The organism is Saccharothrix longispora, assembly GCF_031455225.1.
Taxonomy (GTDB): Bacteria; Actinomycetota; Actinomycetes; order Mycobacteriales; family Pseudonocardiaceae; genus Actinosynnema; species Actinosynnema longispora.
The window spans coordinates 1,315,528-1,338,417 of record NZ_JAVDSG010000001.1; the positions used below are offsets into that span (position 1 = coordinate 1,315,528).

Genomic DNA, 22,890 nt, shown 5'->3' on the forward strand with positions numbered 1-22,890 from the left:
GCGCGGCGCGGCGGCACGTCGGTGGAGGGGGCGCCCGTGGGGCTGGGCAGGGCGATGGCGGACGGCGTCGTGCTGCTCGACGGAGGGCTGTCCACCGCGCTGGAGGCGGCCGGGCACGACCTGTCGGACGAGCTGTGGACCGCCCGGCTGCTGCTGGAGGCCCCGGACGCCGTCCGCGCCGCGCACACCGCGTTCCTCGACGCCGGCGCGCAGGTCGTGATCACGGCCGGCTACCAGGTGTCGTTCGAGGGGTTCGCCCGGCGCGGCCTGACGCACGTCGAGACCGCGGGGCTGCTGCGGCGCAGCGTGCGGCTGGCGCGCGAGGCGGTGGCCGGCGTCGACGGGCCCCGGTGGGTGGCGGCCTCGGTCGGCCCGTACGGCGCGGTGCTCGCCGACGGCTCCGAGTACCGGGGCCGCTACGGGCTGAGCACGCGCCGGCTGGTCGAGTTCCACCGGCCGCGGATCGAGGTGCTGACCGAGGCCGGGGTCGACGTGCTGGCGGTGGAGACCATCCCGGACCGGCAGGAGGTCGAGGCGGTGCTGGAGGTCGTCGCGGGCTCGGGGGTGCCCGTGTGGCTGTCGTGCAGCGCGCGCGGCACGTCCACCTGCGCCGGCCAGCCGCTGGAGGCGGTGTTCGCCGACGCCGCGTCCGTGCCCGAGGTGATCGCGGTGGGCGTGAACTGCTGCGACCCGGGTGACGTGGAGGCGGCGGTGGTCGCCGCGCGCGCCGCCGGCAAGTCCGCCGTGGTGTACCCGAACAGCGGCGAGCGCTGGGACGCGCGGGCCCGTTCGTGGTCCGGCGGCCCGACCGCCGGGGCGGGGTCGGCGCGGCGCTGGGTCGAGGCCGGTGCGCGCCTGGTCGGCGGGTGCTGCCGCACCGGCCCCGCCGACATCGCCGCGCTGGCCGACCACCTGCGACCGACGCCCCACTAGCGCCCGACGGGTCCTAAACCACTCCACGGGGTGAAGCACGTCTCCGCGCGTCGTGTTGCAACGCTTTTGAATCGAATCTAGCCTGGGTCACGTCACGCTGGACCGTCACGCCGGACCCTCGAAGGACGTGGTCGCATGCCCGAGTTGTCGCGCCTCCCCCGACCCGTCGCGGATTCCTGGGACTGGCAGCTGAAGGGCCTGTGCCGCGGCATGGACAGCGCCCTGTTCTTCCACACCCCCAACGAGCGCGGGCAGGCGCGGGAGACCCGCGAGGCGCGTGCCAAGGAGGTGTGCAACCGGTGCCCGGTGATGCGGCAGTGCCGCGAGCACGCCCTGGCCGTCGAGGAGACCTACGGCATCTGGGGCGGGCTCGGCGAGAGCGAGCTGCGCACGATCATCGCCCGCAGGCACCGGCGGGCCTGACAGGTCCGCCGGAACACCGGCCCGTCCAGCGGGGACGCCGACCGGTCGTCGTGCTGGTGTCGTGGTCGGAGGGTGATGGACGGGCAGGGCGGTGCGGTGCCGGGCACCGCGTGGACGCCGGGCGCGGTGGCCCGGATGCTGGGCGTCTCACCGACGACCCTGCGCACCTGGGACCGCCGCTACGGCCTCGGTCCCTCCTCGCGCACCAGCGGCAACCACCGCCGCTACACGACCGAGGACCTCGAACGGCTGCGCCGCGTGGTGGCCGGGATCGCGAAGGGGCTGGCGCCCGCCGCCGCGGCGGCGACCGCGCTGGGCGACCCCCCACCACCCGAACCCCCACCCGGGGCCGCGGAGCCCGGTGACGGTGGACCCGGGATCGGCGCGGCGGACGCCAAGCCGGCACGGCGTGGTTTCCTGCGCGCCGCCCACCGCCTCGACGAACCGCTGATGCGCGCCGCGGCGGTCGACCTCATCACCCGCCACGGCGTCGTCGAGGCCTGGCAGCACGTCTTCACCCCCGTCCTGGTCGAACTGGGCCGCCGCGCCGCCGCACGGGGTCGTGGCGTCGAGGCCGAGCACCTGGCCAGCGCCGCGATCCTGCACGCCCTGCGCGGCGTGCCGTTCCCGGACGAGCGGGGCAGGTTGGCCGCGCTGCTCTCCTGCGCGCCCGACGAGCAGCACGTGCTGCCCCTGGAGGCGCTGGGCGCGGCGCTGTCCGAACGCGGTGCCACGTGGCGCAACCTCGGCGCCCGCCTGCCCGCGCTGGCCCTGCTGGACGCGGTGGACAAGCTGCGGCCCGCCTCGGTCGTGGTCTGGGCCCACCGCGAGGACATCGCCCGGCAGGTGCCGTTGGACGAGCTGGTGGACCGGTTCGACGCGGTCGTCACCGTCGGGGGAGCGGGGTGGGGCGCGGTGACCACGCCGCCCGGCGTCGTCCGGCCCACGTCGGTCGAGGACGCCGTCCGGGTCGTGCTGGAGGCCACCGGCCGCTGACCCCGCCCCGTCGCACGTGCGCCCGTCACACGTGCGTGCGGGACGCCTGGTCGGGATCGCCGTGGCGCTTCCGCGCGGTGCGCTCCCGGACCCGGTCGAGCATCGCCATCACCGGGGTCGCGGACACGCCGTGCACGACGATCGAGCCCACCACGACCAGGGCCGCCACCCGCCACAGGGCGTCGACCTCGACGAACCCGCCCTCCTGCACGGCGTAGGCGATGTAGAAGAGGGAACCGACCCCGCGCACGCCGAACACCGCGATGACCGTCCGCTCGCGCGGCCCGGTGCCGCCGCCCAGCAGGCCCAGCAACCCGGCCACCGGGCGCACCACGAACAGCGCGACCGCCGCCACGAGCACCTCGCCCCAGGTGATGCCCGCCAACAGGCCGGTCGCCACCGCGCCGCCCAGCAGGAACACCACCGCCACGGTCAGCATCCGCTCGACCTGCTCGACGTACTCGTGCAGCACGTGGTGGTAGTCCGACCGCCGCTCGGCGGACCGGATCACGCACGCGCAGACGAACACCGCGATGAAGCCGTAGCCCTCGGCCAGCTCCGTCACCCCGTACGCCAGGAACGTCGCGGCCAGCGCCACGAACCCCTCGGCGTGCTCGGCCAGCCGGAAGTCCTGCCTCGGCGCGGCGAAGAACAGCTTGCCCAGCAGCCACCCGACCAGCGCGCCGATGCCCACGCCCGCCGCCAACCGCCACAGCACGTCCACCGCCAGCCAGTGCGGCAACCACTCGCCGGGTGCGACGCCGACCAGGCTGATCGCCACCGCCGCGTAGGTGAACGGGAACGCCAGGCCGTCGTTCAACCCGGCCTCCGAGGTCAGCGCGAACCGCGCCTCGTCCTCGTCGGCCTCCGGGTGCTCCGCGGGCTCGGCGACCTGCACCTCGTTCGCCAGCACCGGGTCGGTCGGCGCGAGCGCGGCGCCGAGCAGCACCGACGCCGCCGCGCCCAAGCCGAGCACGGCCCAGCCGAGCGTGCCCACCGCGAGCATCGACAGCGGCATCGTGATGCCCAGCAGCCGCCACGTCGTGCCCCACCGCCGCCGACCGACCGGCCGGTTGAGCGCCAGGCCCGCGCCCATCAACGACACGATCACGCACAGCTCGGTCAGGTGCGTCGCGATCCCGCCGTGCTCCACCGGGTCGGGGTCGGGCAGCGGCCCGATCACGCCGAACGCCAGCGCGCCCGCGGCCAGGAACACCATCGGCATCGACACCGGTGCGCGGGCCAGCAGCCTCGGCAGCAGCGCCGCCGCCAGCGTGGCCACGCCGGCTCCCGCGTAGAGGACCGGTCCTGGCTCCACGAAACGGCCCCTTCCTGGCGGTGACCGGCACCGGATTGCCCGCCGACGACCTGCTGAAACCCCGTGGTGCCGTTAGGGTGTCGTGATCAGGAGGGAGCGCGCCGTGTCCGAGGACCGACCCATCGCGGACTCCTACAACGACCACAACCCCCTCTTCCACGCGCTGCGGCACGTGGGCTGGGGCGACCTGGTGAACATCGGCTGGTTCACCGCGCCGACCCTGCCGCTGCTGCTCGGCGGGCTGGGACCGTTCCAGCGCAGGCTGCTGCGCCGCTCGCTGTCCCTGCTGGACGCCCGACCCGGCCACCGCGTGCTCGACGCGTGCTGCGGGCGCGGGCTGTCGACCGCGCTGCTGGGCCGCGCGGGCTGCGACGCCCTGGGCGTGGACGTCCAGCCGGAGCAGGTCGCGCAGGCGCGGCGGCGGTTCGGCGACGCGCCGAACACCCGCTTCGAGGTGGCCGACGTGACCGCCCTGCCGGTGGCCGACGGCTCCGTCGACCGCGTCCACTGCCTGGAGGCCGCCTTCCACCTCGGCCCCGAGGGGAGGCGGGCGTTCCTGGCGGAGTGCTCCCGGGTGCTGCGACCGGGCGGGCGGCTGGTGCTCGTCGACCTCACCTGGCGCGACCCGGACCCGGGCACCATCGACCTGGTGGACCCGCGCCGCGTGGTCCGCACCACCTGGTCGTTCACCGAGGTCGAGCCCGTGGGGCGCTACCCGGTCCGCGCGCGGGAGGCCGGGTTCACCGTCCGCGCGGCGCACGACTGGACCCGCCACGTCCTGGGCCTGCCGCTGCGCCTGGCCGAGCCCGCGCTGCGGTTGGCCGCCACCGCCGCCGGGCGGCGCGCGGTGTGCCTGCGCTGGCCGGGGCTGCGCGAGCTGACCGAGGACGACTGGCGGCGGGTCTCCGACAGCGTCCGCGCGCACGTGCCGTTCGCCGCCGCGTGCCGCTACTCGGCCCTGGTGCTGGACAAGCCCGCCTGACCGGCCCACGTCTCGGTGCCCGCCACGGTGTCGGCCGCCACCTGGTCCAGCACGTCGGACAACCGGCCCGCGCGCGCGTGGGCGCGGCGCTGCCTGGCCGCACCCGTGCCGTGCAGGTCGACCCGGGCGAGCAGGTCGCGGACCAGGGCGAGGTCGTCGCCGTCGAGGTGGTCGCGCACGCGGTGCAGGAGGCGGTCCAGCACGAGGCGCGTCGGGACCAGGCGTTCGGACGGCACGTCCAGGCACAGCCCGGTGAGCCCGTCCCGGGCGGCGCGCCAGGAGGCGACGCGCAGCAGCTCGGTCGGCACGCGCGGCCCCGGGAGGCCCCGGTGGACGTCGGCCAGCGCGGCGGTGACGAGGGCCCGCACCAGGCCCGCCAGCAGCACCGCCTCGTCGGCGGTGGCCGCGACGTCGGCGACCCGGACCTCCACCGTCGGCAGGTGCGAGGAGGGGCGGACGTCCCAGTAGACCATCCCCCGGTCGTGCGCGGCCCCCGAGTCCACCAGCAGCTCGCACACGGACTCGTAGTGCTCCGCCGACTCGAAGTAGGGCGGCGGACCGGCGGCGGGCCACCGTGACCAGACGACCGTGCGCCAGCTCGCGTACCCGGTGTCCCGCCCGCGCGCCAGCGGCGAGTTCGCGGTCACCGCGCCCAGCACGGGCAGCCACGGCCGCAGGTGGTTGCACACCTGCACGGCGGTCTCCGGGTCGGGGACGGCGACGTGCACGTGGCAGCCGCAGATGGACTGCTCGCGCGCCAGCAACCGGTAGTCCTCGGCGAGGTGGCGGTACCGGTCGCCGCCGGCGGTCGCCACCTCCGGGCCGCCCACCGGCGGCACACCGGTGGCGAGCAGCGTGCAGCCCAGCCCGCGGGCGGCGTCGGCGGCCACCAGGCGCATCCCGCGCAGCTGCCTGCCCACGTCGGCCAGGGTGTGGCAGATCGACGTCTTGGTCTCCACCTGCGCGCGGGCCAGCTCCACGTCCAGTTCGACCCCGAACCGCCGCCCGGCCGCCGCCACGACCTCCGCGCCCAGCGGCGCCGGCTGCCCGGTCCGGGGGTCCACCAGCAGGAACTCCTCCTCGACCCCCATGCTCGGGGTCGACTGCGGGACGTCCACGGCGACCTCCTGCGCTCCGACGGGGTTGACAGTCGAAATGCCCTGCCACGCCGCAGGCCAAACACCGTCCCGTGTGGACAAGCCTTGGCGCGGACGGGAATCCGGGTAGGTCGCCGCCGCTGGGGTAGCCGGGGACCATGGTCAAACGCGCGGTGTGGCAAGGGCTGGTGTCGGGAGCGGTCGGCGCGGCCGTGATGACGGTGGGGGAGAAGCTGGAGCAGCGGGTCACCGGGCGACCCGACTCGTACGTGCCCGCCCGGGTCCTGGAGCGGCTGCTGCGCATCCGGGAGAGGCCGGGCCCGCAGCCGCGGGCGGTGAACCTGGCCATGCACTACGGGCAGGGCGCGCTGGCCGGCGTCGTGCGGTCGCTGATGGCGAACGCGGGGATGCGCGGGCCGGTGGCCTCGGCCCTGTTCGCCGCGGTGCGGTTGAGCAACGACCAGATCCTGGAGAACGCCACCGGCGTGGGCGCGCCGCCGCAGACCTGGCCGCGTCGTGAACTGGTGGTGGACCTGCTGCACAAGTCCGTCTACGCGTTCGCCACCGGTCTGGTGGCCGACGCCCTCGCCGCACGCGGCGGGCCGGGGCCGGGGCAGCGGCACGCCGGCCTGCGCCCCGGTCGCCGGTCCGACGTCGGCCCGCTGCCGCCGTCCCGCTGAGAACCCGACCCGATCGACAGGAGGACCCCGTGACCGATGAGGAGAACCCCGTGACGACCGACGGGGGCGACGGCACCCGCCACGTCCGCATGCCGGTGCCGCCGGGCGGCGACGCCGACCGCCACCCCGGCAGCCCGGACCTGGGCGACCCGGACCCCGGCGCGGACGCCGACGACCCGGCGACCAGCAGCGGCCACCCCCACTCGGGGCGCCGCCACCGCGTCGACGGGGACGAGGGCCTGCCGGGCGAGTCCGCGCGGGAGGAGGGCACGGTGAGCCCGCCGGGGGAGCGCTGAGCGGTCGGGGCGGTGGGACGCGCTCCGCCGCGTCACGCCTGGTGGAACGGGTCCCACGCCCCGGTCACGTCCCGCACGCGTCCGCCCGCGGTCACCCGGAGCCCACGGTCACCCGAAGGGGGAGCGGACCGTTTTCCCGGTACCCCACCGGGTAGCCGGAGACCAGGACGACGAACGCGACGTCGAACGAGACGACGACGATCCCGGCTGCGGGGCGGACCACGCCGGCAGACCGCCTCGGCCCCCCAGGAGCACCCATGAACGTGACGACCACCGCCCACTTCCGCGCCGGACCGCCACGGGCGGACGACGCGGCGGCCAGGCCCGTTCCGGGGAGGGGTCGGTCATGAGCGGCTACGAGGAGCTCGTGGCCGGCGTGCGCGCCAAGGCCGCGCTGCCCGGCGCGGAGGAGGCCCGAGCCGCGATCACCGCCACCATCGGCACGCTGTCGCACTGCCTGTCCGACGACGAGCGCGTGCGGTTGGCCGAGTCGTTGCCGCCCATCGTCGCGGGCGCCGCCGCCGAGCCCGCCCCGACCGTCGTGCCGGACCCGGCCTCCGCCGCCGCCGAGGTCGGCCGCCGCGTCGGGGCGACGCCCGAGCGCGGCCGGTACCTGACCCAGGCGGTGCTGTCGGCGCTGTCCGCGTCCGTGCCGGACGCCGCGGCCCTGCTGCGCGAGCGCCTGCCGGAGGAGTTCGTGGAGCTGTTCACGCCACCGGCCAGCGCGCCCGACCTGCCCGGGTCGGCCGGGGCGGGCCGGCCGGCGGTGCTCACCGACGAGCAGGTGGCCACCGCGCTGCGCGACCTGCCCGGCTGGAACGGCAACCGCCGGTGCTTGCGGCGCGCTGTCGAGCTGCCCGCCGACCGCATCCCCGCGCTGTGCAAGCGGATCAAGGCCATCGCGACCGACCAGGGCAGGCACGTCGGCACCGGCCGACAGGGCGACACCGTGACGTTCACCCTGTTCACCAACGCGGTCGGCGCGGTCACCGCGGACGACGTGGAGATGGCCCGGCGCATCGACGAGGAGATCGACCGGGTGGGGTCGTCCGGCTGACCGACCTGGTGCGGTGCGCGACGCCGAACGCCCCGGCCGGGTGATCTTCCTCAACGGGACCTCCAGCGCGGGCAAGACGACCCTCGCGCGGGCGATCCAGGACACGAGCGCCACGCCGTTCGTGCACTGGGGCGTCGACACCCTGTTCGCCGCCGTCCCTCGAACTGGGGCGGCGGGCGCGACGGCCCGCTGAGCCGCGACGGCTTCCGGTACGACCGCACCGGTCGCGACGCCGAAGGCCGCCCGGTGGTGGTGATCCGCTGCGGCGAGGTCGGCCGCCGGGTGCTGCGCTCCGCCTGCGCGGCGGCGGCCGCGTTCGCCCGGGGCGGTGACGACCTCGTAATGGACGAGATGCTGCTGACCCCGGGCCTGATCCGGGACTGGACGACCGCGTTGACGGGTCTCGACGTCCTCTTCGTGCGCGTCACCTGCCCATTGGCGGTGGCGGAGCAGCGCGAACGGGCCCGCGACCACGCCGTCGTCGGCCTGGCCCGGGGTCACCTGCCGACCGTCCACGAGGGCGTCCCGTACGACCTGGAGGTCGACACCGCGTCGGGGACGCCCGCCGAGTTGGCCGGGGTCGTGCTGCGCGCACGGGGCCGAGTGCTCCCGTGACGCCCGGGCACCCGACCGGCGGCGGTGACTGCTCCGCCGGCGGTCTTCAGGCGCGTCCCCGGCGGCAGTAGCCTGCGGTGGGGGAGGGGAGGCGGGCCGGTCGCGGCAGGCGTCGGGCACGGGCCCGCAGGCCGCACGCCTTCCCGCTGTCGTGCCCGCGCACCGCACCACCCGCTCCCTCGCCACCGCCACCGCTGCCGACCCCGGCGGCGGTGGGGCCGCTTCGACCCGACGAAGAGGGAGAACTCCTTGCCGGAGGACCGGAAGACCACGCGCGGCCTCGTCCGCCCGCTCGCCCTGGCGCTGTTCTGCTCCACGGCCCTGGCCGGGGCGGCGGGCACGGCGACCGCCACGCCCGTCGAACGCACCCTCGCCTACACGTGCGCCACGTCGCCCGGACCCGAGGTGCCCGTCGACGCCCGCGTCACGATCGGCTTGCCCGACGAGGTGTTCGACCGGCCCGGCACCGTCGGGTACGCGGACCCCGCGTTCCTCGACGCGGACGTCGAGCTGTCCCTCGGCGCGGTCGTGCCGGGCGGGCCGGCCGGTGCGGCCGTGCGCATCGACGGCGACAGCACCGCGACCCTCGGCGCGACCCTGACGGGCCCGTCCGGGACGCGGACCTCCAGCGCGGCCCTGACGTTCGCGCCGACCCCGGTCGGCGGGCCCGGTGACGTGCTGCGGGCCGCGGGCGGCTTCCCGGCGATGTCCTTCCACCAGTCGGGCGACCACGCCGTCCACCTGGACGACCTCGCGCTGTCCCTGCGCGTCGAGCGGGCGGACGGCACCGCCCTGGGCACGATCACCGCCACCTGCGCCCACGACCCGGGGCAGGACGACGTGGTGGGGGTGCTGCGCTCGGAGAGCGTCATCATCGAGCGGCCGGTGCGCCCCTCCCAGCTGGCGGTGACGGCCACCACGCCGACCAGCGCGACCCTGACCTGGTACGCGACCCCCTGGTGGTTCGAGACCCGGGGCTACGACGTGTTCCTGGACGACACCCCGGTCGCCTTCGTGACCGGGCGGCAGGCCACGCTCACCGGTCTCGCACCCGACAGCCTGCACCGGGTCAAGGTCGTGACCCGGGACGTCCGGGGGTTCCGCTCGGCCAAGAGCCAGGGCCTGGTCTTCACCACGCCGCCCGCCCGCGGTTAACCGGGCACGACCTCGCGCCCCGCACCGGGGCCGGCCAGGCAGGCGGCGGGCAGCTCGAACCAGCGCAGCTCGTCGAAGCCGTCGGACACCCGCCCCGGCGCGGTGGCGCGGGGACCGGCCGCCCCGGCGACGATGCGGGCCGCGTCGGCCAGGTGGCCGGGCAGGGCGTCCTCGCCCAGCGCGCGGCGGGCCGGGCGCCCGTCCCGGGTGTACCGCAGGTCGGACAGCGCCAGCCGGGGGCCGGTGGCGCGGTGGTGGCGCCACCGGCCGGTCCGCGGGTCGAACCGGTAGTCCTCCAGCAGCGCCCACCCGGCGGCGGCCACGCGGTGCACCGCTTCGACCACGTAGTCGACCACGGCGTCGGACATGGTGTAGTCGAAGCTGACCCGCACCCAGCCGGGCCTGATGCCCGCACGGCCGCCGGCCACCTCGTGCTCCAACCTCAGCGCGCGGTCCGGGGGGATGCCCAGCAGGCGGTGGCCGTACGGGCCCGCGCACGAGCACCCGCCCCGGACCTGGATGCCGAACAGGTCGCTGAGCAGCCTGACCACGTAGTTGTGGTGCAGGAGGCGCCCGTTCGGCCCGCGCACCAGCAGCGACACGATCGCGACCCGCTCGGCGTCCGGGTCGCCGAGGACCTCCAGGTCCGGGTCGGTCGACCACGAGTCGAGCGCGCGCCGCAGGAACCGCTGCTCCCGGTCGTGGACGTTCTGCGGCCCCACGTCCCGGCGCAGGCGGAACACCAGTCCGGCGCGGATGGACTCGACGATCCCCGGCGTGCCGCCCTCCTCGCGGTGCGCGGGGTCGTCGGTGTAGCGGTGGCGGGTCGCGGTGACGTAGTCGACGGTCCCGCCACCGGGCACGCTCGGCACCCGGTTCGCCAGTAGTCCCCGGCGCACCGCCAGCACGCCCGGCGTGCCCGGTCCGCCCGGGAACTTGTGCGGGGAGAGGAACACCGCGTCCGGGTAGGACAGCGGGTCCTCCCCGCCGCCCATGCGGATCTCGCGGTGCGGCGCGGCCACCGCGCAGTCCCAGAACGCGAGCGCTCCGTGCGCGTGCAGCAGGCGCGAGACGCGGTGGACGTCGGTGACGACGCCGGTCACGTTGGACGCCGCCGAGAACGCCCCGATCCGCACCGGCCGGTCGGCGTGGCGCACCAGCGCGTCGCGCAGGGCCGACTCGGACAGGTGGCCGTCGTCGCCCTCCGGGACTCGCACGACGTCGCAGACGGACTCGCGCCACGGCAGTTCGTTGGAGTGGTGCTCGAACGGGCCGACGAACACCACCGGCCGGTCGCGCGCGGGGATCGCGTCGGTCAGTTGGTAACGCTCTTCGAGCGCGGCGGGCACGCGCAGGCCCAGGATGGTGATCAGCTTGTCGATCGCGCCGGTGGCCCCCGAGCCGCTGAAGACCACGACCGTGTCCTCGCCGCCGAGGTCGTCCCGGATCACCCGCCGGGCCTCCTCGCGCAGCGCGGTGATCTGCTCGGCGGCGGCCGAGGAGTCGCTGTGGGTGTTGGCGTACCAGGGCAGCACCTCGTCGCGGATGAAGTCCTCCACGAACGCCAGCGCACGACCGGACGCGGTGTGGTCCGCGTAGGTCAGCCGACGCGGTCCGTACGGCCCGGTCACCTCCTGGTCCTCACCGATGGTCGACTCCCGCACGAGCTGGATCAGCGTGTTCTCCGCCACTCGTCCACCATCGTGGATGCGCCGGCCCGTTTCCAGGGAACAAAGGGCAACACCGCGACCCGCGCGCTCCCCCGGGACGCCGGGCGGAGCGCCGTCGGGAGGCGGCGACGGGCCGGAGGTCGGAGGATGACCGGGTGCCGCGCCGGCGCGGCACCCGCGGACCGAGTGGAGGAGAAGCATGCCCGGGTGGGTGGCCGACGCGATCTGGTGGCAGGTGTACCCCTTGGGCTTCACGGGCGCCGAGCGGTCCGCGGTGGACGAGGTGCACCACCGGCTGCCGCACCTGGAGCGCTGGCTCGACCACCTGCTGGAGCTGGGCTGCAACGGCCTGGCGCTCGGCCCGGTCTTCGCGTCGAGCACGCACGGTTACGACACCGTCGACCACTTCCGGATCGACCCGCGCCTCGGCGACGAGGCCGATTTCGACGCCCTGGTCGCCGCCGCGCACGCCCGCGGCGTCCGGGTGCTGCTCGACGGTGTGTTCAACCACGTGGGCCGGCGGCACCCCGCGTTCCGGGCGCTCGCCGAGCAGGGGCCGTCGGCGCCGACGGCGGACTGGTTCCGGCCGCGTTGGCCCGAGCGGTGGGAACCCGGCGTCGAACCGGAGGTCGACGTCTTCGAGGGCCACGACATCCTCGTCGAGCTGGACCACTCCAGCGAGGCCGTCGTCGACCTGGTGACCCGGGTGATGGTCCACTGGCTCGACCGCGGCGCGGACGGGTGGCGGCTGGACGCCGCCTACGCCGTCCCGCCGGAGTTCTGGGCCCGCGTGCTGCCCGCCGTGCGCGCCGCCCACCCCGACGCGTACGTCGTCGGCGAGGTCATCCACGGCGACTACGCGCGCGCCGTGGCCGTCGGCGGGCTGGACGCGGTCACCCAGTACGAGCTGTGGCAGGCGGTCTGGCACGGCATCGAGGAGCGCAACCTGTTCGAGCTGGCCTGGTCGCTGAAGCGGCACGCGGTGTTCCTGGAGTCGTTCGTGCCCTGGACGTTCGTCGGGAACCACGACGTGACCCGGATCGCCAGCGTGCTCTCCGACGAGCGCCACCTCCCGCACGCGCACGTCGTGCTGTTCACCCTGGGCGGGACCCCGGCGGTGTGGTCCGGCGACGAGCACGCGTTCCGCGGGGTCAAGGCGGACCGCGCGGGCGGCGACGACGCCGTGCGACCGCCGTTCCCGCCGGACCCGTCGGGCCTGTCCCCGCTGGGCCTGCCGACCTTCCACCTGCACCAGGAGCTGATCGGCCTGCGCCGCAGGCACCCGTGGCTGCACACCGCGGCCCCGGAGCAGGTGCACGTCGCCAACGAGCAGTTGGTCTACGCCGTGGCCGGGCGGGGGGAGCGGCTGCTCGTCGCGCTGAACCTGGCCGACGCGCCGTGCCGACTGCCCGCGCCGGGGGTGCGCGGCGTGCTCGCCGGGACGGCCGACACGGGCCGGGACGTCGTCGACCTCCCGCCCCACGGCTGGGCCGTGCTCGCCAGCTGACGCGGGTTCGTCGCGCCCCGGGGGAGTGCGCCGCGTCGTCGTGGGTAACCGGGGTCCGACCGCACAACGCGCTCCACACGAGGAGGAACTGCCGATGGCCCAGTACGTGCGTGACCTCATGACCGCGAACCCGGTGACCCTGGCGCCGGACACCCCGGTGCGACAGGCGGCGCAGGCGATGCGCGACCAGGGGATCGGCGACGTGCTCGTGGTCGACGGCGACCAGGTGCGCGGCATCGTCACCGACCGCGACATCGTCGTCCGCGGCCTCGCCGACCGCGAGGACCTGTCCGGCTGCTCGCTGGCCGACGTGTGCAGCGACGAGCTGATCACCGCCACCCCCGACGAGGACGTCGACACCGCCGTGACCCGCATGCGGGAGAAGGCGGTCCGCCGCATCCCGGTGGTCGAGGGCGGTCGGGCCGTGGGCGTGTTCTCCCTCGGCGACGCCGCGATCGAGCAGGACTCGCTGTCCGGGCTTGCCGACATCAGCGCCGCCCGCAGCAACACCTGACCGTCACGGCGCCGCGGCGGGCGCGGTGGACTCGCGGACCACGAGCCTGCACGGGTGGCGCACGACGCCACCCGCGCGGTCGCCGCCCAGCCGGTCCAGCAGGAGGCGGGCGGCGGCCGTGCCCAGGTGCTCCAGGTCCAGGTCCACCGTGGTGAGCGGGGGACGGCAGTCGACGGCGAACTCCTCCCAGTTGTCGTAGCCGACGATCGCCACGTCCTCCGGCACCCGCCTGCCCAGGTCGCGCAGGACGTCGGCGACGCCGGTGGCGATCTGGTCGTTGCCGCAGAACACCGCGTCCAGTTCCGGAGCGGTGGCCAGCAGGGTGCGGGCGGCGTGCCGGCCCCAGCGCTGCGACCACTCCCCGTGCAGGGGCGCGCCGCCGGCGAGGTCGAGGCCGTGCTCGGCCAGCACGGTGCGCAGCCCGGTCACCCGGTCGCGCGCCGCCCGGTAGGCCTGCGGACCGGTGACGTGGCCGATGTGCCTGCGCCGCAACGAGACCAGGTGCTCGACGGCGAGCCTCGCGCCGCCCTCGTCGTCGGCCAGCACGGACAGGTCGGCGGGGTCCGCCGACTCGCCGTAGACGTACACCACCGGAACCGGGATGCCCCGGGTCAGCGAGGGGCGCACGTCGTTGTCGTCGCCGAGGATGATGAACCCGTCGACCTGCCTGGCCAGCAGCGTGCTGATGTAGTGGTGGCGGCGGATCGCGTCGCCGCGCGCGTCGCACAGCAGCACCGACATCTGCTCGTTGGCCAGCGCGTTCTCCACGCCCAGCAGGATCGGCATGGCGAACCGGCCGCCCAGCTCGTCGGTGAGCAGCCCGATGGTGCGGGTGCGCCCCGAGATCAGGCCGCGCGCCAGGGCGTTCGGCTGGAACGCCAGTTCGGCGGCGGCGCGCAGCACGCGGTCCCGCGTCGCGGCGGCCACGTCGTCGCGGCCGTTGAGGGCCTTCGACGCGGTGGAGATCGACACCCCGGCGCGCGCGGCGACGTCGCTGAGGGTGGTCGAGGATGACTGCCGCTTGGCCATCGAAAGCCTTTCGAACTGTTTCGTCGAACGCCGATTCGATTGTATTCGCACGTCACCGCATCTAACCCGGATTTCGGCCAACATGAGATTGGCAATTGCCGAAAACGTTTTCGACTGCCATGGTCGAAGGCGAACCGGTGCGGGACGGCCCGCCCGGCGGTGCCCCGGGAGGGTTGGATGACGCTGACGTCGCCGGACACCACCGCGGTGGGTGGCCGACCCGTCGTGCCGCGGCGCGGTGCGCTCCGCCCGCTGGGGCTCGGCGAGGTGCGCGTCACCGGCGGTCCCTGGGCCCGGCGGCAGGAGGTCAACGCCGCCGCGACCCTGCCGCACATCCGGTCCTGGCTCGACCGGCTCGGCTGGACCGCCAACTTCGCCGCCGGCCACAGCTCGCCCGACCGGCGGGGCCGCGAGTTCTCCGACTCGGAGGTCTACAAGCTGCTGGAGGCCCTGTCCTGGGAGGCGGCTCGCGGCGGCGACCCCGCCGTGGACGCGGCCGTCGTCGAGCTGACCGGACTGGTCGCCGCCGCGCAGGCCCCCGACGGCTACCTCGGCACCGCGTTCGGCGGTCCCGGCCGCCCGCCCCGCTACGGCGACCTGGCCTGGGGGCACGAGCTGTACTGCGCGGGGCACCTCATCCAGGCCGCCGTGGCCCGCGCCCGCACCGCCGGGCCCGACCGGCTGCTGGACGTCGCCCGCGGCGTCGCCGACCACGTGTGCGCCGAGTTCGGCCCCGACGGGCGGCAGGGCGTGTGCGGCCACCCCGAGATCGAGGTGGCGCTGGTCGAGCTGGCCCGCGTCACGGGGGAGCGCCGCTACCTGGACCAGGCCGCCCTGTTCGTCGAGCGCAGGGGCAGGCGGACGCTGCCGCGCCACGAGTTCGGCTGGTCCTACTTCAGCGACGACGTGCCGGTGCGCGAGTCGACCTCCCTGCACGGGCACGCCGTGCGCGCGCTGTACCTGGCGTGCGGCGCGGTCGACGTGGCCGTGGACACGGGGGACGACGAGCTGCTGCGGTCCGTCGCCGCCCAGTTCGACCACGCCCTGGCCCGGCGCACCTACCTGACCGGCGGCATGGGCTCGCGGCACACCGACGAGGCGTTCGGCCCGGACTTCCAGCTGCCGGCGGACCGCGCCTACTCCGAGACGTGCGCGGGCGTCGCGGCGATCATGCTGGCCTGGCGCCTGCTGCTGGCCACCGGGGACGGCCGCTACGACGACGTCGTCGAGCGCATCCTGCACAACGTGGTGGCCACCGCCGTCGCCGACGACGGCCGCTCGTTCTTCTACGCCCACACCCTGCACCAGCGCACGCCCACCGCCGAGGTCTCCGACGACGAGGAGCAGTTGGGCTTCGGCGGCGGGCCGCGGGCCCCGTGGTTCGAGGTGTCGTGCTGCCTGGGCAACGCGGCCAGGCTGCTGGCCTCGCTGGCCTGCTACACCGCGACCGCCGACGACACCGGCGTGCGGCTGCACCAGTACCTGGACGCCGAGATCGACACGCGCCTCGCCGACGGCCGGGAGGTGGGGCTGCGGGTGCGCACCGACTACCCGGACGACGGCGTGGTGACCGTGCGGGTGGTGAAGACCGACGACCGGCCGTGGTCGATCACCCTGCGCGTGCCCGGCTGGGCCGACGGTGCGGTGCTGGCCACCACCTACGGCCGCCACCCCGCGCCGGTCGGCGACGTCGTGGTGCACCGGAACTTCGCGGTGGGGGAGGAGATCCGGCTGGAGCTGCCGGTGCGGCCCCGGTTCACCGCGCCCGACCCCCGGGTGGACGCCGTGCGCGGCTGCGTGGCCGTGGAACGCGGTCCGGTCGTGTACTGCGCCGAGTCGCTCGGGGACGTGGACCTGGACCTGCTGCGCGTCGACCCGTCCACCCCGCCGGTCGACGTGCCGCACGGCGTCGAGGTGCGGGCGCGCGTCGACCACCCGGCCGACGCCCCCTGGCCCTACGGCGCTCCGGCGACGCCGACCGCCGGAGCGCACGCCCCGTTCACGCTCGTGCCGTACCACCGCTGGGCCCGCCGGGGCCCGTCCACCATGCGGGTCTGGCTCCCCGCCGACTGATCCCGACCCCCGGACCGCGCTCGAAGGAGAGACCGGTGACCACAAGAGGGCTTCGCACCACCGTGGCCGTGCTGGCGCTGACCGCCGCCGCCTGCGCCGCGCCCGACGCGGGCGGCGGGGACGAGGGCGTGGTGCTGACCCTGTGGACCCGCGCCGCGACCGAGGCCGTGTCCAAGGCGTACGCGGACGCCTACAACGCCACCCACCGCGACCGCGTCGAGGTGACCGCGTACCCCAACGAGGAGTACCCGGCGAAGCTCGCGTCCGCGGCCGGGGCGAAGGCCCTGCCCGACCTGTTCGCCGCGGACGTGGTGTTCGCGCCGCAGTACGCCTCCCAGGGCCTCTGGGCGGATGTGACCGACCGGTTCGCCGCGCTCGACGTGAAGGACCGGGTGGCGCCCTCCCACGTGCGGGCAGGCACGTGGGAGGGGCGCAACTTCGCGCTGCCGCACACGGTCGACCTGTCCGTGCTGCTCTACAACAAGGACCTGTACCGCAAGGCGGGCCTCGACCCGGAGCGGCCGCCGCGCACGCTGCGCGAGTACGCCGAGCACGCGCGGAAGGTCGACGCGCTCGGCGGCGACGTGCACGGCACGTACTTCGGCGGCAACTGCGGCGGCTGCGTCGAGTTCACGATGTGGCCCTCGGTGTGGGCGGACGGCGGCGACGTCCTGGACGCCGAGGGGCAGGAGGCCACCGTCGACTCGCCGGAGATGGCCGACGTGTTCGCCCTGTACCGCTCCCTCTACGAGGAGGGGGTGGCCGCGCCCGCGTCCAAGGACGAGGCCGGCCCCACCTGGCTCGGCGCGTTGCAGAGCGGCAACGTCGGCATCGCGCCGGGCCCGTCCGTGTGGCTCGACGCCATCGAGGCGAAGGGGGTCGACGTCGGGGTCGCGCCGATCAGCGGCCTCGACGGCGGCGAGTCCACGTTCGTCGGCGGCGACGCGATGGGCATCGGCGCGACCACCGGGCACGAGGACGCGGCCTGGGAGTTCCTGGCCTGGACGACCTCCGACGAGGCCCAGGTCGGCGTGGTCGCCAAGGGCAAGGGCGTGCCGACCCGCACGGACCTCGCCGAGAACGAGCACGCGGAGGCCGACCCGCGCCTGGTCACCGCGAACAGCCTGGTCGCCAAGGGCCGGACGCCCTACGCCCGCAACTTCAACGCCTCGTTCAACGACCCGCAGAGCCCGTGGCTGCGGACCGTGCGCGGCGCGTTGTTCGGCGACGCGGCCCTGGCGCTCGCCGACGGCGACGAGGCCATCACCAAGTCCCTCCGGCAGGGCTGAGGACGATGACCGCGACCCTGCCGCGCCGCGAGGAGACCCGGCGACCACCCGCCGCCCCGACCGCGCCGCGCCGCCGCGCCGACCGCGCGCGAGCCCTCGTCGGCGCCGCCTACGCCGCACCGACGGCACTGGTGGTCGGCCTGTTCTTCCTGGTGCCGCTCGGCCTGGTCGCGTGGATGTCGCTGCACCGCTGGCCGCTGCTCGGCAAGCCCCGGCTCAACGCGCCGGACAACTACACCGGCATCGCCGACGACGAGCTGCTGCGCACCGCGGCCTGGTTCACCGTGAAGTACACGGTGATCACGACCGTGCTGCTGTTCGCGGTGGCGCTGGGCCTCGCGCTGCTGGTGCAGCACCGCAGGCCCGGCGTGGGGTTCTTCCGCACCGCGTTCTACCTGCCCATGGCGGTCGGCTTCGCCAGCGCGTCACTGCTGTTCCTGGGGCTGCTCAGCGACGAGATCGGGCCGGTGACCGACCTGCTGGCGTGGCTCGGCCTGGTCGACGGGTACGTGTCGTGGACCGGCGGCAGCCCCGACTCGGCACTGGCCTCGGCGGTGCTGCTGGTGCTGTGGCGGTTCGCCGGGTTCGCCATGCTGATCCTGCTGACCGGCCTCCAGGCGATCCCGACGGACGTCCACGAGGCGGCCAGGGTGGACGGCGCGACCCGCTGGCAGGCGTTCCGCCGGATCACGCTGCCGCTGATGCGCCCGACGATCGCCCTGGTGCTGACCATGATCACGACCGGGTCGCTGCTCGCGTTCGACCAGTTCTGGATCCTGACGCGGGGCGGCCCGGACAACAGCACGACGTCCGTGGTCATGGTGGTCTACCGGGAGGCGTTCGTGCGCCTGGACCTCGGGTCCGCCGCGGGGATCTCGGTGGTGCTGCTCGTGGTGCTCGTCGTGTTCAACGCCGTCCAGCTCGGCGTCCTGCGCCGCCGGTCCTCGTGAAGGGGGAATCGTGAAGGAGAACCGCGTCCCCTTCTGGCTGACCGGCTCGGCGCTGGCGATCCTGTTCCTGTTCCCGCTGGTGTGGGCCGCGTTCGCGTCGGTGCGCACGGACACCGGGTTCGGCCTGGAGAACTACGACCGGCTGTTCTCCGCGACCGACGGCGTGTCGCTCCGGCACGTGCTCAACAGCGTCGTGGTCAGCGCGCTGACCGTCGGCGGCACGCTGCTCGTGGCCACCTTCGGCGGCTACGCGTTCGGCCGGTTCCGCTTCCCCGGCCGGGACGTGCTGTTCCTGCTCACCCTGGCCATCCTGATGGTGCCGTACGCGACCATCCTGATCGCCCTGTACGTGCTGCTGGGGTGGCTGGGCCTGGAGGACTCGCTGGTCGGGCTGAGCCTCGTGCTCGTCACGTTCCAGCTGCCGTTCTCGGTGTTCATGATGCGCAACTCGTTCGCCGCCGTCCCGGTGGAGCTGGAGGAGTCGGCCCGGGTGGACGGCTGCACGTCGTTCGGGACGCTGGTGCGGATCATGCTGCCCGCCGTGAGACCGGGACTGGTCACCGTGGCGCTGTTCGCGTTCCTGACGTCCTGGAGCGAGTTCTTCGCGCCGCTGATCCTGCTCAACTCCACCGACAAGTTCACCACCACCCTCGCCGTGGTCAACATGCGCACCGCGAGCCACGGGTCGATCGACTACGCGGCGCTGGAGGCGGGCGTGGTGTTCATGGCCGTGCCCTGCCTGGTGCTGTTCGCGCTCCTCCAGCGCAGCTACGTGCGCGGCTTCACCTCGGGAGCGCTCAAAGGCTGATCCGCCGCCACCGACAACCCGGAAGGAGGATCGCAGTGCCGCGATCCTGGAAGAGAACCGTCCTGGCCGTCCTGCTCGGCGTGGTGGCCGTCGGCGGGGTCGTGCAACCGGCCTCGGCGGAGGTCGCCACCGCCGCGAACCCCGCCACGTGGAGCCCGCCGTCCACCCTGGTCACCCCCCTGAACCAGGTGTGGAGCCACCAGGAGAGCACCTACGGCAACCTGTACGGGTTCCGCAACTACGGCTGGGACCAGGTGTTCGCCAACGGCGGCTACCTGAACTTCTGCGTCCGCTGGGACTCCTCGGCCCCCGTGTCCGCGTCCCTGCGCGACCGCATCCACGCCAAGCTGGCGGAGCAGTACAGGAAGTGGGTCGACCTCATGGTCGGCCACAACAACTGGCCGTACGCCACCGTGCCGGTCAAGGTGGTCGGCTGGGCGGTGCGCGACCGCGCGACGCTCCAGTGGTCCGACAACTCCGTGGACGTCTACGTCAACAACATCCGGGAGAACGCGCCGCAGTGCGCCGAGCCGTGCGGCCGGTTCTTCGTCCGCGACGGGCAGTACCGCAACTGCCCGGGCGGCGTGGCGCGGCACTACGACCAGTCGCTGTGGCTGACCGCCGGCATGGGCGGCGGCGCGGGTGGCGACTGGGGCCAGCGCATGGGCAGCGAGTACTTCGTCAACAACCTGAACACGGGTGACATGACGATCCTGCTGCACGAGATCGGCCACACGTTCGGCCTGGACGACTTCTACGACTGGACCCCCAGTGGCGTCGGCGGCTTCCTCATGAAGGCCGGCAGCTCCCCGCGGATCACCGATTTCGACGCCTGGATGTTCCGCGACTGGTGGCGGCACCTGAAGAACCGCTACGGCTACTGATCCCGAGCCGGCGTCCCCGCTCCCCTGCCTCCGGCGGGGGCGCCGGCCCCACCCCGCCCCACCCGTCACGAGAGGTGACGCCCATGTCCCTGCCAACCCCCTCCCGGCGTGCCGTCCTGCGCGCCGGCGCCGTGCTCGCCGCGACGGCCGGCGCCACCGCGACCGGCGCCGCTCCGGGCCTCGCCGCCCCGGGTCCCACCGGACCGGCCGCCGCCGCGCGTCCCGACGTCGGCACGTCCGCCGACCCGTTCCCGCTCGGCGCGGTCGCCCTGCACGCCGGACCGTTCCAGTCCAACACCAACCGCACCCACGCCTACCTCAGGTTCCTCGACGCCGACCGGTTGCTGCACACCTTCCGCCTCAACGTCGGCCTGCCGTCGGGCGCCACCCCGTGCGGCGGCTGGGAGTCGCCGACGACCGAGCTGCGCGGCCACACCACCGGGCACGTGCTCACCGCACTGGCCCAGGCGTACGCGAGCACCGGCGACACCGCGTTCAAGGCGAAGTCCGACCACCTGGTCGCGGTCCTGGCCACCTGCCAGGACCGCGCCACCGCCGCCGGGTACAACACCGGCTACCTGTCGGCGTTCCCGGAGAGCTTCATCGACCGCGTCGAGGCCCGCCAACAGGTCTGGGCCCCCTACTACACGCTGCACAAGATCCTGGCCGGCCTGCTGGACGCGCACCTGCTCACCGGCAACGCGCAGGCGCTCACCGTGCTCACCCGGATGGCGGGCTGGGTGGCGTGGCGCAACGGCCGGCTGACCCAGGCCCAGCGGCAGAACATGCTCGACACCGAGTTCGGCGGCATGAACGAGGTGCTGGCCAACCTGCACCAGCTCACCGGCGACCCCGCGCACCTCGCGGCGGCCCGCCACTTCGACCACGCCGAGGTGTTCGACCCGCTCGCCCAGGGCCGCGACGCGCTGGACGGCTACCACGCGAACACGCAGATCCCCAAGGCGCTCGGCGCGATCCGCGAGTACCACGCCACCGGCGAGACCCGGTACCGCGACATCGCCACGTCCTTCTGGGACACCGTCGTCGACGCGCACACCTACGCGATCGGCGGCAACTCCAACGGCGAGTACTTCAAGGCCCCGAACCGGATCGCCTCGGAGCTGTCGGACCACACGTGCGAGTGCTGCAACACCTACAACATGCTCAAGCTGACCCGGCAGCTGTTCCGCACGAACCCCGGCCGGCCGGAGCTGTTCGACTTCCACGAGAAGGCGCTCTACAACCACCTGCTCGGCGCGCAGGACCCCGACTCGGCGCACGGCCACCACAGCTACTACGTGCCGCTGCGCGCCGGCGGGCAGCGCACCTACAGCAACGACTACCAGAACTTCACCTGCTGCCACGGCACCGGGATGGAGACCAACACCAAGCACGGTGACAGCATCTACTTCCACGGCGGCAACACCCTGTGGGTGAACCTGTTCATCCCGTCCACGCTGACCTGGCCGGGGCGCGGCCTCACCGTGCGGCAGGACACCGGGTGGCCCGAGACGCCCTCCACGAAGCTCACCGTCACCGGAACGGGCCCGATCGACCTGCGCCTGCGCGTGCCGTCCTGGGCGGCGGGGGCGCAGCTGCGGCTCAACGGCACGCCTGTCGCCGCGACACCGGGCGGCTACGCCCGCCTCGACCGCACCTGGGCGTCCGGGGACGTGGTCGAGCTGAGCCTGCCCATGACCCTGACCCGCGAGAGCGCCCCGGACAACCCGGCGGTGCAGGCGGTCGAGCACGGGCCGATCGTGCTCGCCGGCTGGTACGGCACCACCGATCCCGGCACCCTGCCGACGCTGCGGCCCGAGACGATCCGCGCCACCGGCACGCCGTTGCGCTACACGGCGACCGCGAGCACGGGGCAGGTCACGCTGGCCCCGTTCCACCAGACGCACCGGCAGCGGTACACCGTCTACTGGAACGTGGCCGGCACGCCCGCGCCCGCGTTCATCGCGCACTACCCGTTCGACGAGGGCAGCGGCACGACGGCCGCCGACGCCACCGGGGGAGGGCGCACCGCCACGCTCGTGGGCGCGACCTGGACCACCGGCCGCACCGGCTCGGCGGTCGAGCTGAACGGCACGAGCGGGCACGTCGTCCTCCCGGCGGGGCTGCTGGCCGGCGCGACGGCGTTCAGCGTCGCCACCTGGGTGCGGCTGGACGCGCTCACCACGTGGGCGCGGGTGTTCGACTTCGGCACCGGCACCGGCGGCTACCTGTTCCTCACCCCGCGCAGCTCCGCCGGCGGCGTCCGGTACGCCGTCACCACCGGCGGCTCCGGCGCGGAGCAGCGCATCGACGCGGCGAACCCGCTGCCCACCGGCGCGTGGACGCACGTCGCCGTCACCCAGGCCGGCGACCTCGGCGTGCTCTACGTCAACGGCGCCGAGGTCGCCCGCAACACCGCGCTGACCCTGCGGCCCGCGTCGCTGGGCAGCACCGCGCAGAACCGGATCGGCCGCTCCCAGTACGCGAACGACCCGTACCTGGACGGCGCGGTCGACGGGTTCCGCCTCCACGGGCGGGCCCTGGGCGCCGCCGAGGTCGCGGACCTGCACGCGACCGGCCGCTGACCCCACCACCCCACCTGCCTCCTCCGAGG

Annotated in this window: 22 protein-coding genes; 18 read left to right on the forward strand and 4 right to left on the reverse strand. The window is 74.7% G+C overall.

The genetic code is table 11. The annotated features are described in order from the left end of the window. Positions 1 to 54 precede the first annotated feature (54 nt). The 3 genes from mmuM to J2S66_RS05875 all read left to right on the forward strand — a co-directional run bounded on the left by mmuM (position 55) and on the right by J2S66_RS05875 (position 2,352). Entirely contained in the window at positions 55 to 933 is an 879-nt protein-coding gene (mmuM, locus tag J2S66_RS05865; protein ID WP_310314679.1) for a homocysteine S-methyltransferase, read from the forward strand. A 135-nt stretch (positions 934 to 1,068) separates the two neighbouring features. Continuing rightward, entirely contained in the window at positions 1,069 to 1,356 is a 288-nt protein-coding gene (locus tag J2S66_RS05870; protein ID WP_306746261.1) for a WhiB family transcriptional regulator, read from the forward strand. Between the two features lie 75 nt (positions 1,357 to 1,431). After that, a complete protein-coding gene (locus J2S66_RS05875) occupies positions 1,432 to 2,352 on the forward strand; it encodes a MerR family transcriptional regulator (protein ID WP_310304709.1) in 921 nt (306 codons plus the stop codon). Between the two features lie 25 nt (positions 2,353 to 2,377). Here the strand turns inward: J2S66_RS05875 and J2S66_RS05880 are convergent, their stop codons facing one another. Continuing rightward, positions 2,378 to 3,670, reverse strand: coding sequence for a cation:proton antiporter (locus tag J2S66_RS05880; RefSeq protein WP_310304711.1), 1,293 nt, complete (start codon positions 3,668 to 3,670; stop codon positions 2,378 to 2,380). 103 nt (positions 3,671 to 3,773) lie between these two features. Between J2S66_RS05880 and J2S66_RS05885 the strand changes: the two genes are divergently transcribed. After that, positions 3,774 to 4,652: a class I SAM-dependent methyltransferase gene (locus J2S66_RS05885; RefSeq protein ID WP_310304713.1), complete on the forward strand. Its 879-nt coding sequence runs from the start codon at positions 3,774 to 3,776 to the stop codon at positions 4,650 to 4,652. Here J2S66_RS05885 and J2S66_RS05890 read toward each other — a convergent pair. Then, positions 4,619 to 5,770, reverse strand: coding sequence for a carboxylate-amine ligase (locus J2S66_RS05890; RefSeq protein ID WP_310304715.1), 1,152 nt, complete (start codon positions 5,768 to 5,770; stop codon positions 4,619 to 4,621). The two genes, J2S66_RS05885 and J2S66_RS05890, sit on opposite strands and share 34 nt — an antisense overlap. A gap of 137 nt (positions 5,771 to 5,907) precedes the next feature. Between J2S66_RS05890 and J2S66_RS05895 the strand changes: the two genes are divergently transcribed. From J2S66_RS05895 to J2S66_RS05920, 6 genes are all read left to right on the forward strand, one after another. After that, positions 5,908 to 6,429, forward strand: coding sequence for a hypothetical protein (locus J2S66_RS05895; RefSeq protein WP_310304717.1), 522 nt, complete (start codon positions 5,908 to 5,910; stop codon positions 6,427 to 6,429). Positions 6,430 to 6,458: 29 nt separating this feature from the next. Further along, positions 6,459 to 6,725 (forward strand): hypothetical protein, encoded by a 267-nt coding sequence (locus tag J2S66_RS05900; RefSeq protein ID WP_310304719.1) that lies wholly within the window; start codon positions 6,459 to 6,461, stop codon positions 6,723 to 6,725. A 346-nt stretch (positions 6,726 to 7,071) separates the two neighbouring features. Beyond that, a complete protein-coding gene (locus tag J2S66_RS05905; protein WP_310304721.1) occupies positions 7,072 to 7,782 on the forward strand; it encodes a DUF2267 domain-containing protein in 711 nt (236 codons plus the stop codon). A gap of 13 nt (positions 7,783 to 7,795) precedes the next feature. Next, the gene (locus tag J2S66_RS05910; RefSeq protein WP_310304723.1) at positions 7,796 to 7,975 is read left to right on the forward strand and encodes a phosphotransferase-like protein; all 180 of its coding nucleotides are present in this window, start codon (positions 7,796 to 7,798) and stop codon (positions 7,973 to 7,975) included. A 53-nt stretch (positions 7,976 to 8,028) separates the two neighbouring features. Next, the gene (locus tag J2S66_RS05915) at positions 8,029 to 8,397 is read left to right on the forward strand and encodes a phosphotransferase-like protein (protein ID WP_310304725.1); all 369 of its coding nucleotides are present in this window, start codon (positions 8,029 to 8,031) and stop codon (positions 8,395 to 8,397) included. Positions 8,398 to 8,646: 249 nt separating this feature from the next. Continuing rightward, the gene (locus tag J2S66_RS05920) at positions 8,647 to 9,552 is read left to right on the forward strand and encodes a DUF6801 domain-containing protein (protein ID WP_310304727.1); all 906 of its coding nucleotides are present in this window, start codon (positions 8,647 to 8,649) and stop codon (positions 9,550 to 9,552) included. Here J2S66_RS05920 and J2S66_RS05925 read toward each other — a convergent pair. Beyond that, positions 9,549 to 11,243, reverse strand: coding sequence for an aminotransferase class V-fold PLP-dependent enzyme (locus tag J2S66_RS05925; protein WP_310304729.1), 1,695 nt, complete (start codon positions 11,241 to 11,243; stop codon positions 9,549 to 9,551). The two genes, J2S66_RS05920 and J2S66_RS05925, sit on opposite strands and share 4 nt — an antisense overlap. Before the next feature lie 178 nt (positions 11,244 to 11,421). Here J2S66_RS05925 and J2S66_RS05930 point away from each other — a divergent pair, with 178 nt between their 5' ends. Further along, positions 11,422 to 12,729: an alpha-amylase family glycosyl hydrolase gene (locus J2S66_RS05930; protein ID WP_310304731.1), complete on the forward strand. Its 1,308-nt coding sequence runs from the start codon at positions 11,422 to 11,424 to the stop codon at positions 12,727 to 12,729. A 94-nt stretch (positions 12,730 to 12,823) separates the two neighbouring features. Then, positions 12,824 to 13,243 carry a CBS domain-containing protein gene (locus tag J2S66_RS05935; RefSeq protein ID WP_306746250.1) on the forward strand — a complete coding sequence of 140 codons (420 nt, stop codon included), beginning with the start codon at positions 12,824 to 12,826 and terminating at the stop codon, positions 13,241 to 13,243. Between the two features lie 3 nt (positions 13,244 to 13,246). On the opposite strand, the gene J2S66_RS05940 is transcribed toward J2S66_RS05935, so the two are convergent. Then, a complete protein-coding gene (locus tag J2S66_RS05940; protein WP_310304737.1) occupies positions 13,247 to 14,272 on the reverse strand; it encodes a LacI family DNA-binding transcriptional regulator in 1,026 nt (341 codons plus the stop codon). A 177-nt stretch (positions 14,273 to 14,449) separates the two neighbouring features. Here J2S66_RS05940 and J2S66_RS05945 point away from each other — a divergent pair, with 177 nt between their 5' ends. The 6 genes from J2S66_RS05945 (at position 14,450) to J2S66_RS05970 (ending at position 22,861) form a co-directional block, all read left to right on the forward strand. Beyond that, on the forward strand, positions 14,450 to 16,345 hold the full coding sequence (locus tag J2S66_RS05945) for a glycoside hydrolase family 127 protein (RefSeq protein ID WP_310304739.1): 1,896 nt from the start codon (positions 14,450 to 14,452) through the stop codon (positions 16,343 to 16,345). Between the two features lie 35 nt (positions 16,346 to 16,380). Further along, on the forward strand, positions 16,381 to 17,634 hold the full coding sequence (locus J2S66_RS05950; protein ID WP_310304741.1) for an ABC transporter substrate-binding protein: 1,254 nt from the start codon (positions 16,381 to 16,383) through the stop codon (positions 17,632 to 17,634). Positions 17,635 to 17,639: 5 nt separating this feature from the next. Next, positions 17,640 to 18,584 (forward strand): carbohydrate ABC transporter permease, encoded by a 945-nt coding sequence (locus J2S66_RS05955; protein WP_310304743.1) that lies wholly within the window; start codon positions 17,640 to 17,642, stop codon positions 18,582 to 18,584. A gap of 10 nt (positions 18,585 to 18,594) precedes the next feature. After that, positions 18,595 to 19,392 (forward strand): carbohydrate ABC transporter permease, encoded by a 798-nt coding sequence (locus J2S66_RS05960; protein WP_310304745.1) that lies wholly within the window; start codon positions 18,595 to 18,597, stop codon positions 19,390 to 19,392. A 35-nt stretch (positions 19,393 to 19,427) separates the two neighbouring features. Next, on the forward strand, positions 19,428 to 20,276 hold the full coding sequence (locus J2S66_RS05965; protein ID WP_310304747.1) for a hypothetical protein: 849 nt from the start codon (positions 19,428 to 19,430) through the stop codon (positions 20,274 to 20,276). Positions 20,277 to 20,359: 83 nt separating this feature from the next. Then, complete coding sequence (locus J2S66_RS05970) at positions 20,360 to 22,861, forward strand: glycoside hydrolase family 127 protein (protein ID WP_310304749.1); 2,502 nt, start codon at positions 20,360 to 20,362, stop codon at positions 22,859 to 22,861. Positions 22,862 to 22,890 lie beyond the last annotated feature (29 nt).

Bases quoted from the DNA above. Each gene is read 5' to 3' on its own strand.
- mmuM (WP_310314679.1), top strand. From the start codon at position 55: ATGGCGGACGGCGTCGTGCTGCTCGACGGAGGGCTGTCCACCGCGCTG.
- J2S66_RS05870 (WP_306746261.1), top strand. From the start codon at position 1,069: ATGCCCGAGTTGTCGCGCCTCCCCCGACCCGTCGCGGATTCCTGGGAC.
- J2S66_RS05875 (WP_310304709.1), top strand. From the start codon at position 1,432: ATGGACGGGCAGGGCGGTGCGGTGCCGGGCACCGCGTGGACGCCGGGC.
- J2S66_RS05895 (WP_310304717.1), top strand. From the start codon at position 5,908: ATGGTCAAACGCGCGGTGTGGCAAGGGCTGGTGTCGGGAGCGGTCGGC.
- J2S66_RS05905 (WP_310304721.1), top strand. From the start codon at position 7,072: ATGAGCGGCTACGAGGAGCTCGTGGCCGGCGTGCGCGCCAAGGCCGCG.
- J2S66_RS05930 (WP_310304731.1), top strand. From the start codon at position 11,422: ATGCCCGGGTGGGTGGCCGACGCGATCTGGTGGCAGGTGTACCCCTTG.
- J2S66_RS05935 (WP_306746250.1), top strand. From the start codon at position 12,824: ATGGCCCAGTACGTGCGTGACCTCATGACCGCGAACCCGGTGACCCTG.
- J2S66_RS05940 (WP_310304737.1), bottom strand. From the start codon at position 14,272: ATGGCCAAGCGGCAGTCATCCTCGACCACCCTCAGCGACGTCGCCGCG.
- J2S66_RS05945 (WP_310304739.1), top strand. From the start codon at position 14,450: ATGACGCTGACGTCGCCGGACACCACCGCGGTGGGTGGCCGACCCGTC.
- J2S66_RS05955 (WP_310304743.1), top strand. From the start codon at position 17,640: ATGACCGCGACCCTGCCGCGCCGCGAGGAGACCCGGCGACCACCCGCC.
- J2S66_RS05970 (WP_310304749.1), top strand. From the start codon at position 20,360: ATGTCCCTGCCAACCCCCTCCCGGCGTGCCGTCCTGCGCGCCGGCGCC.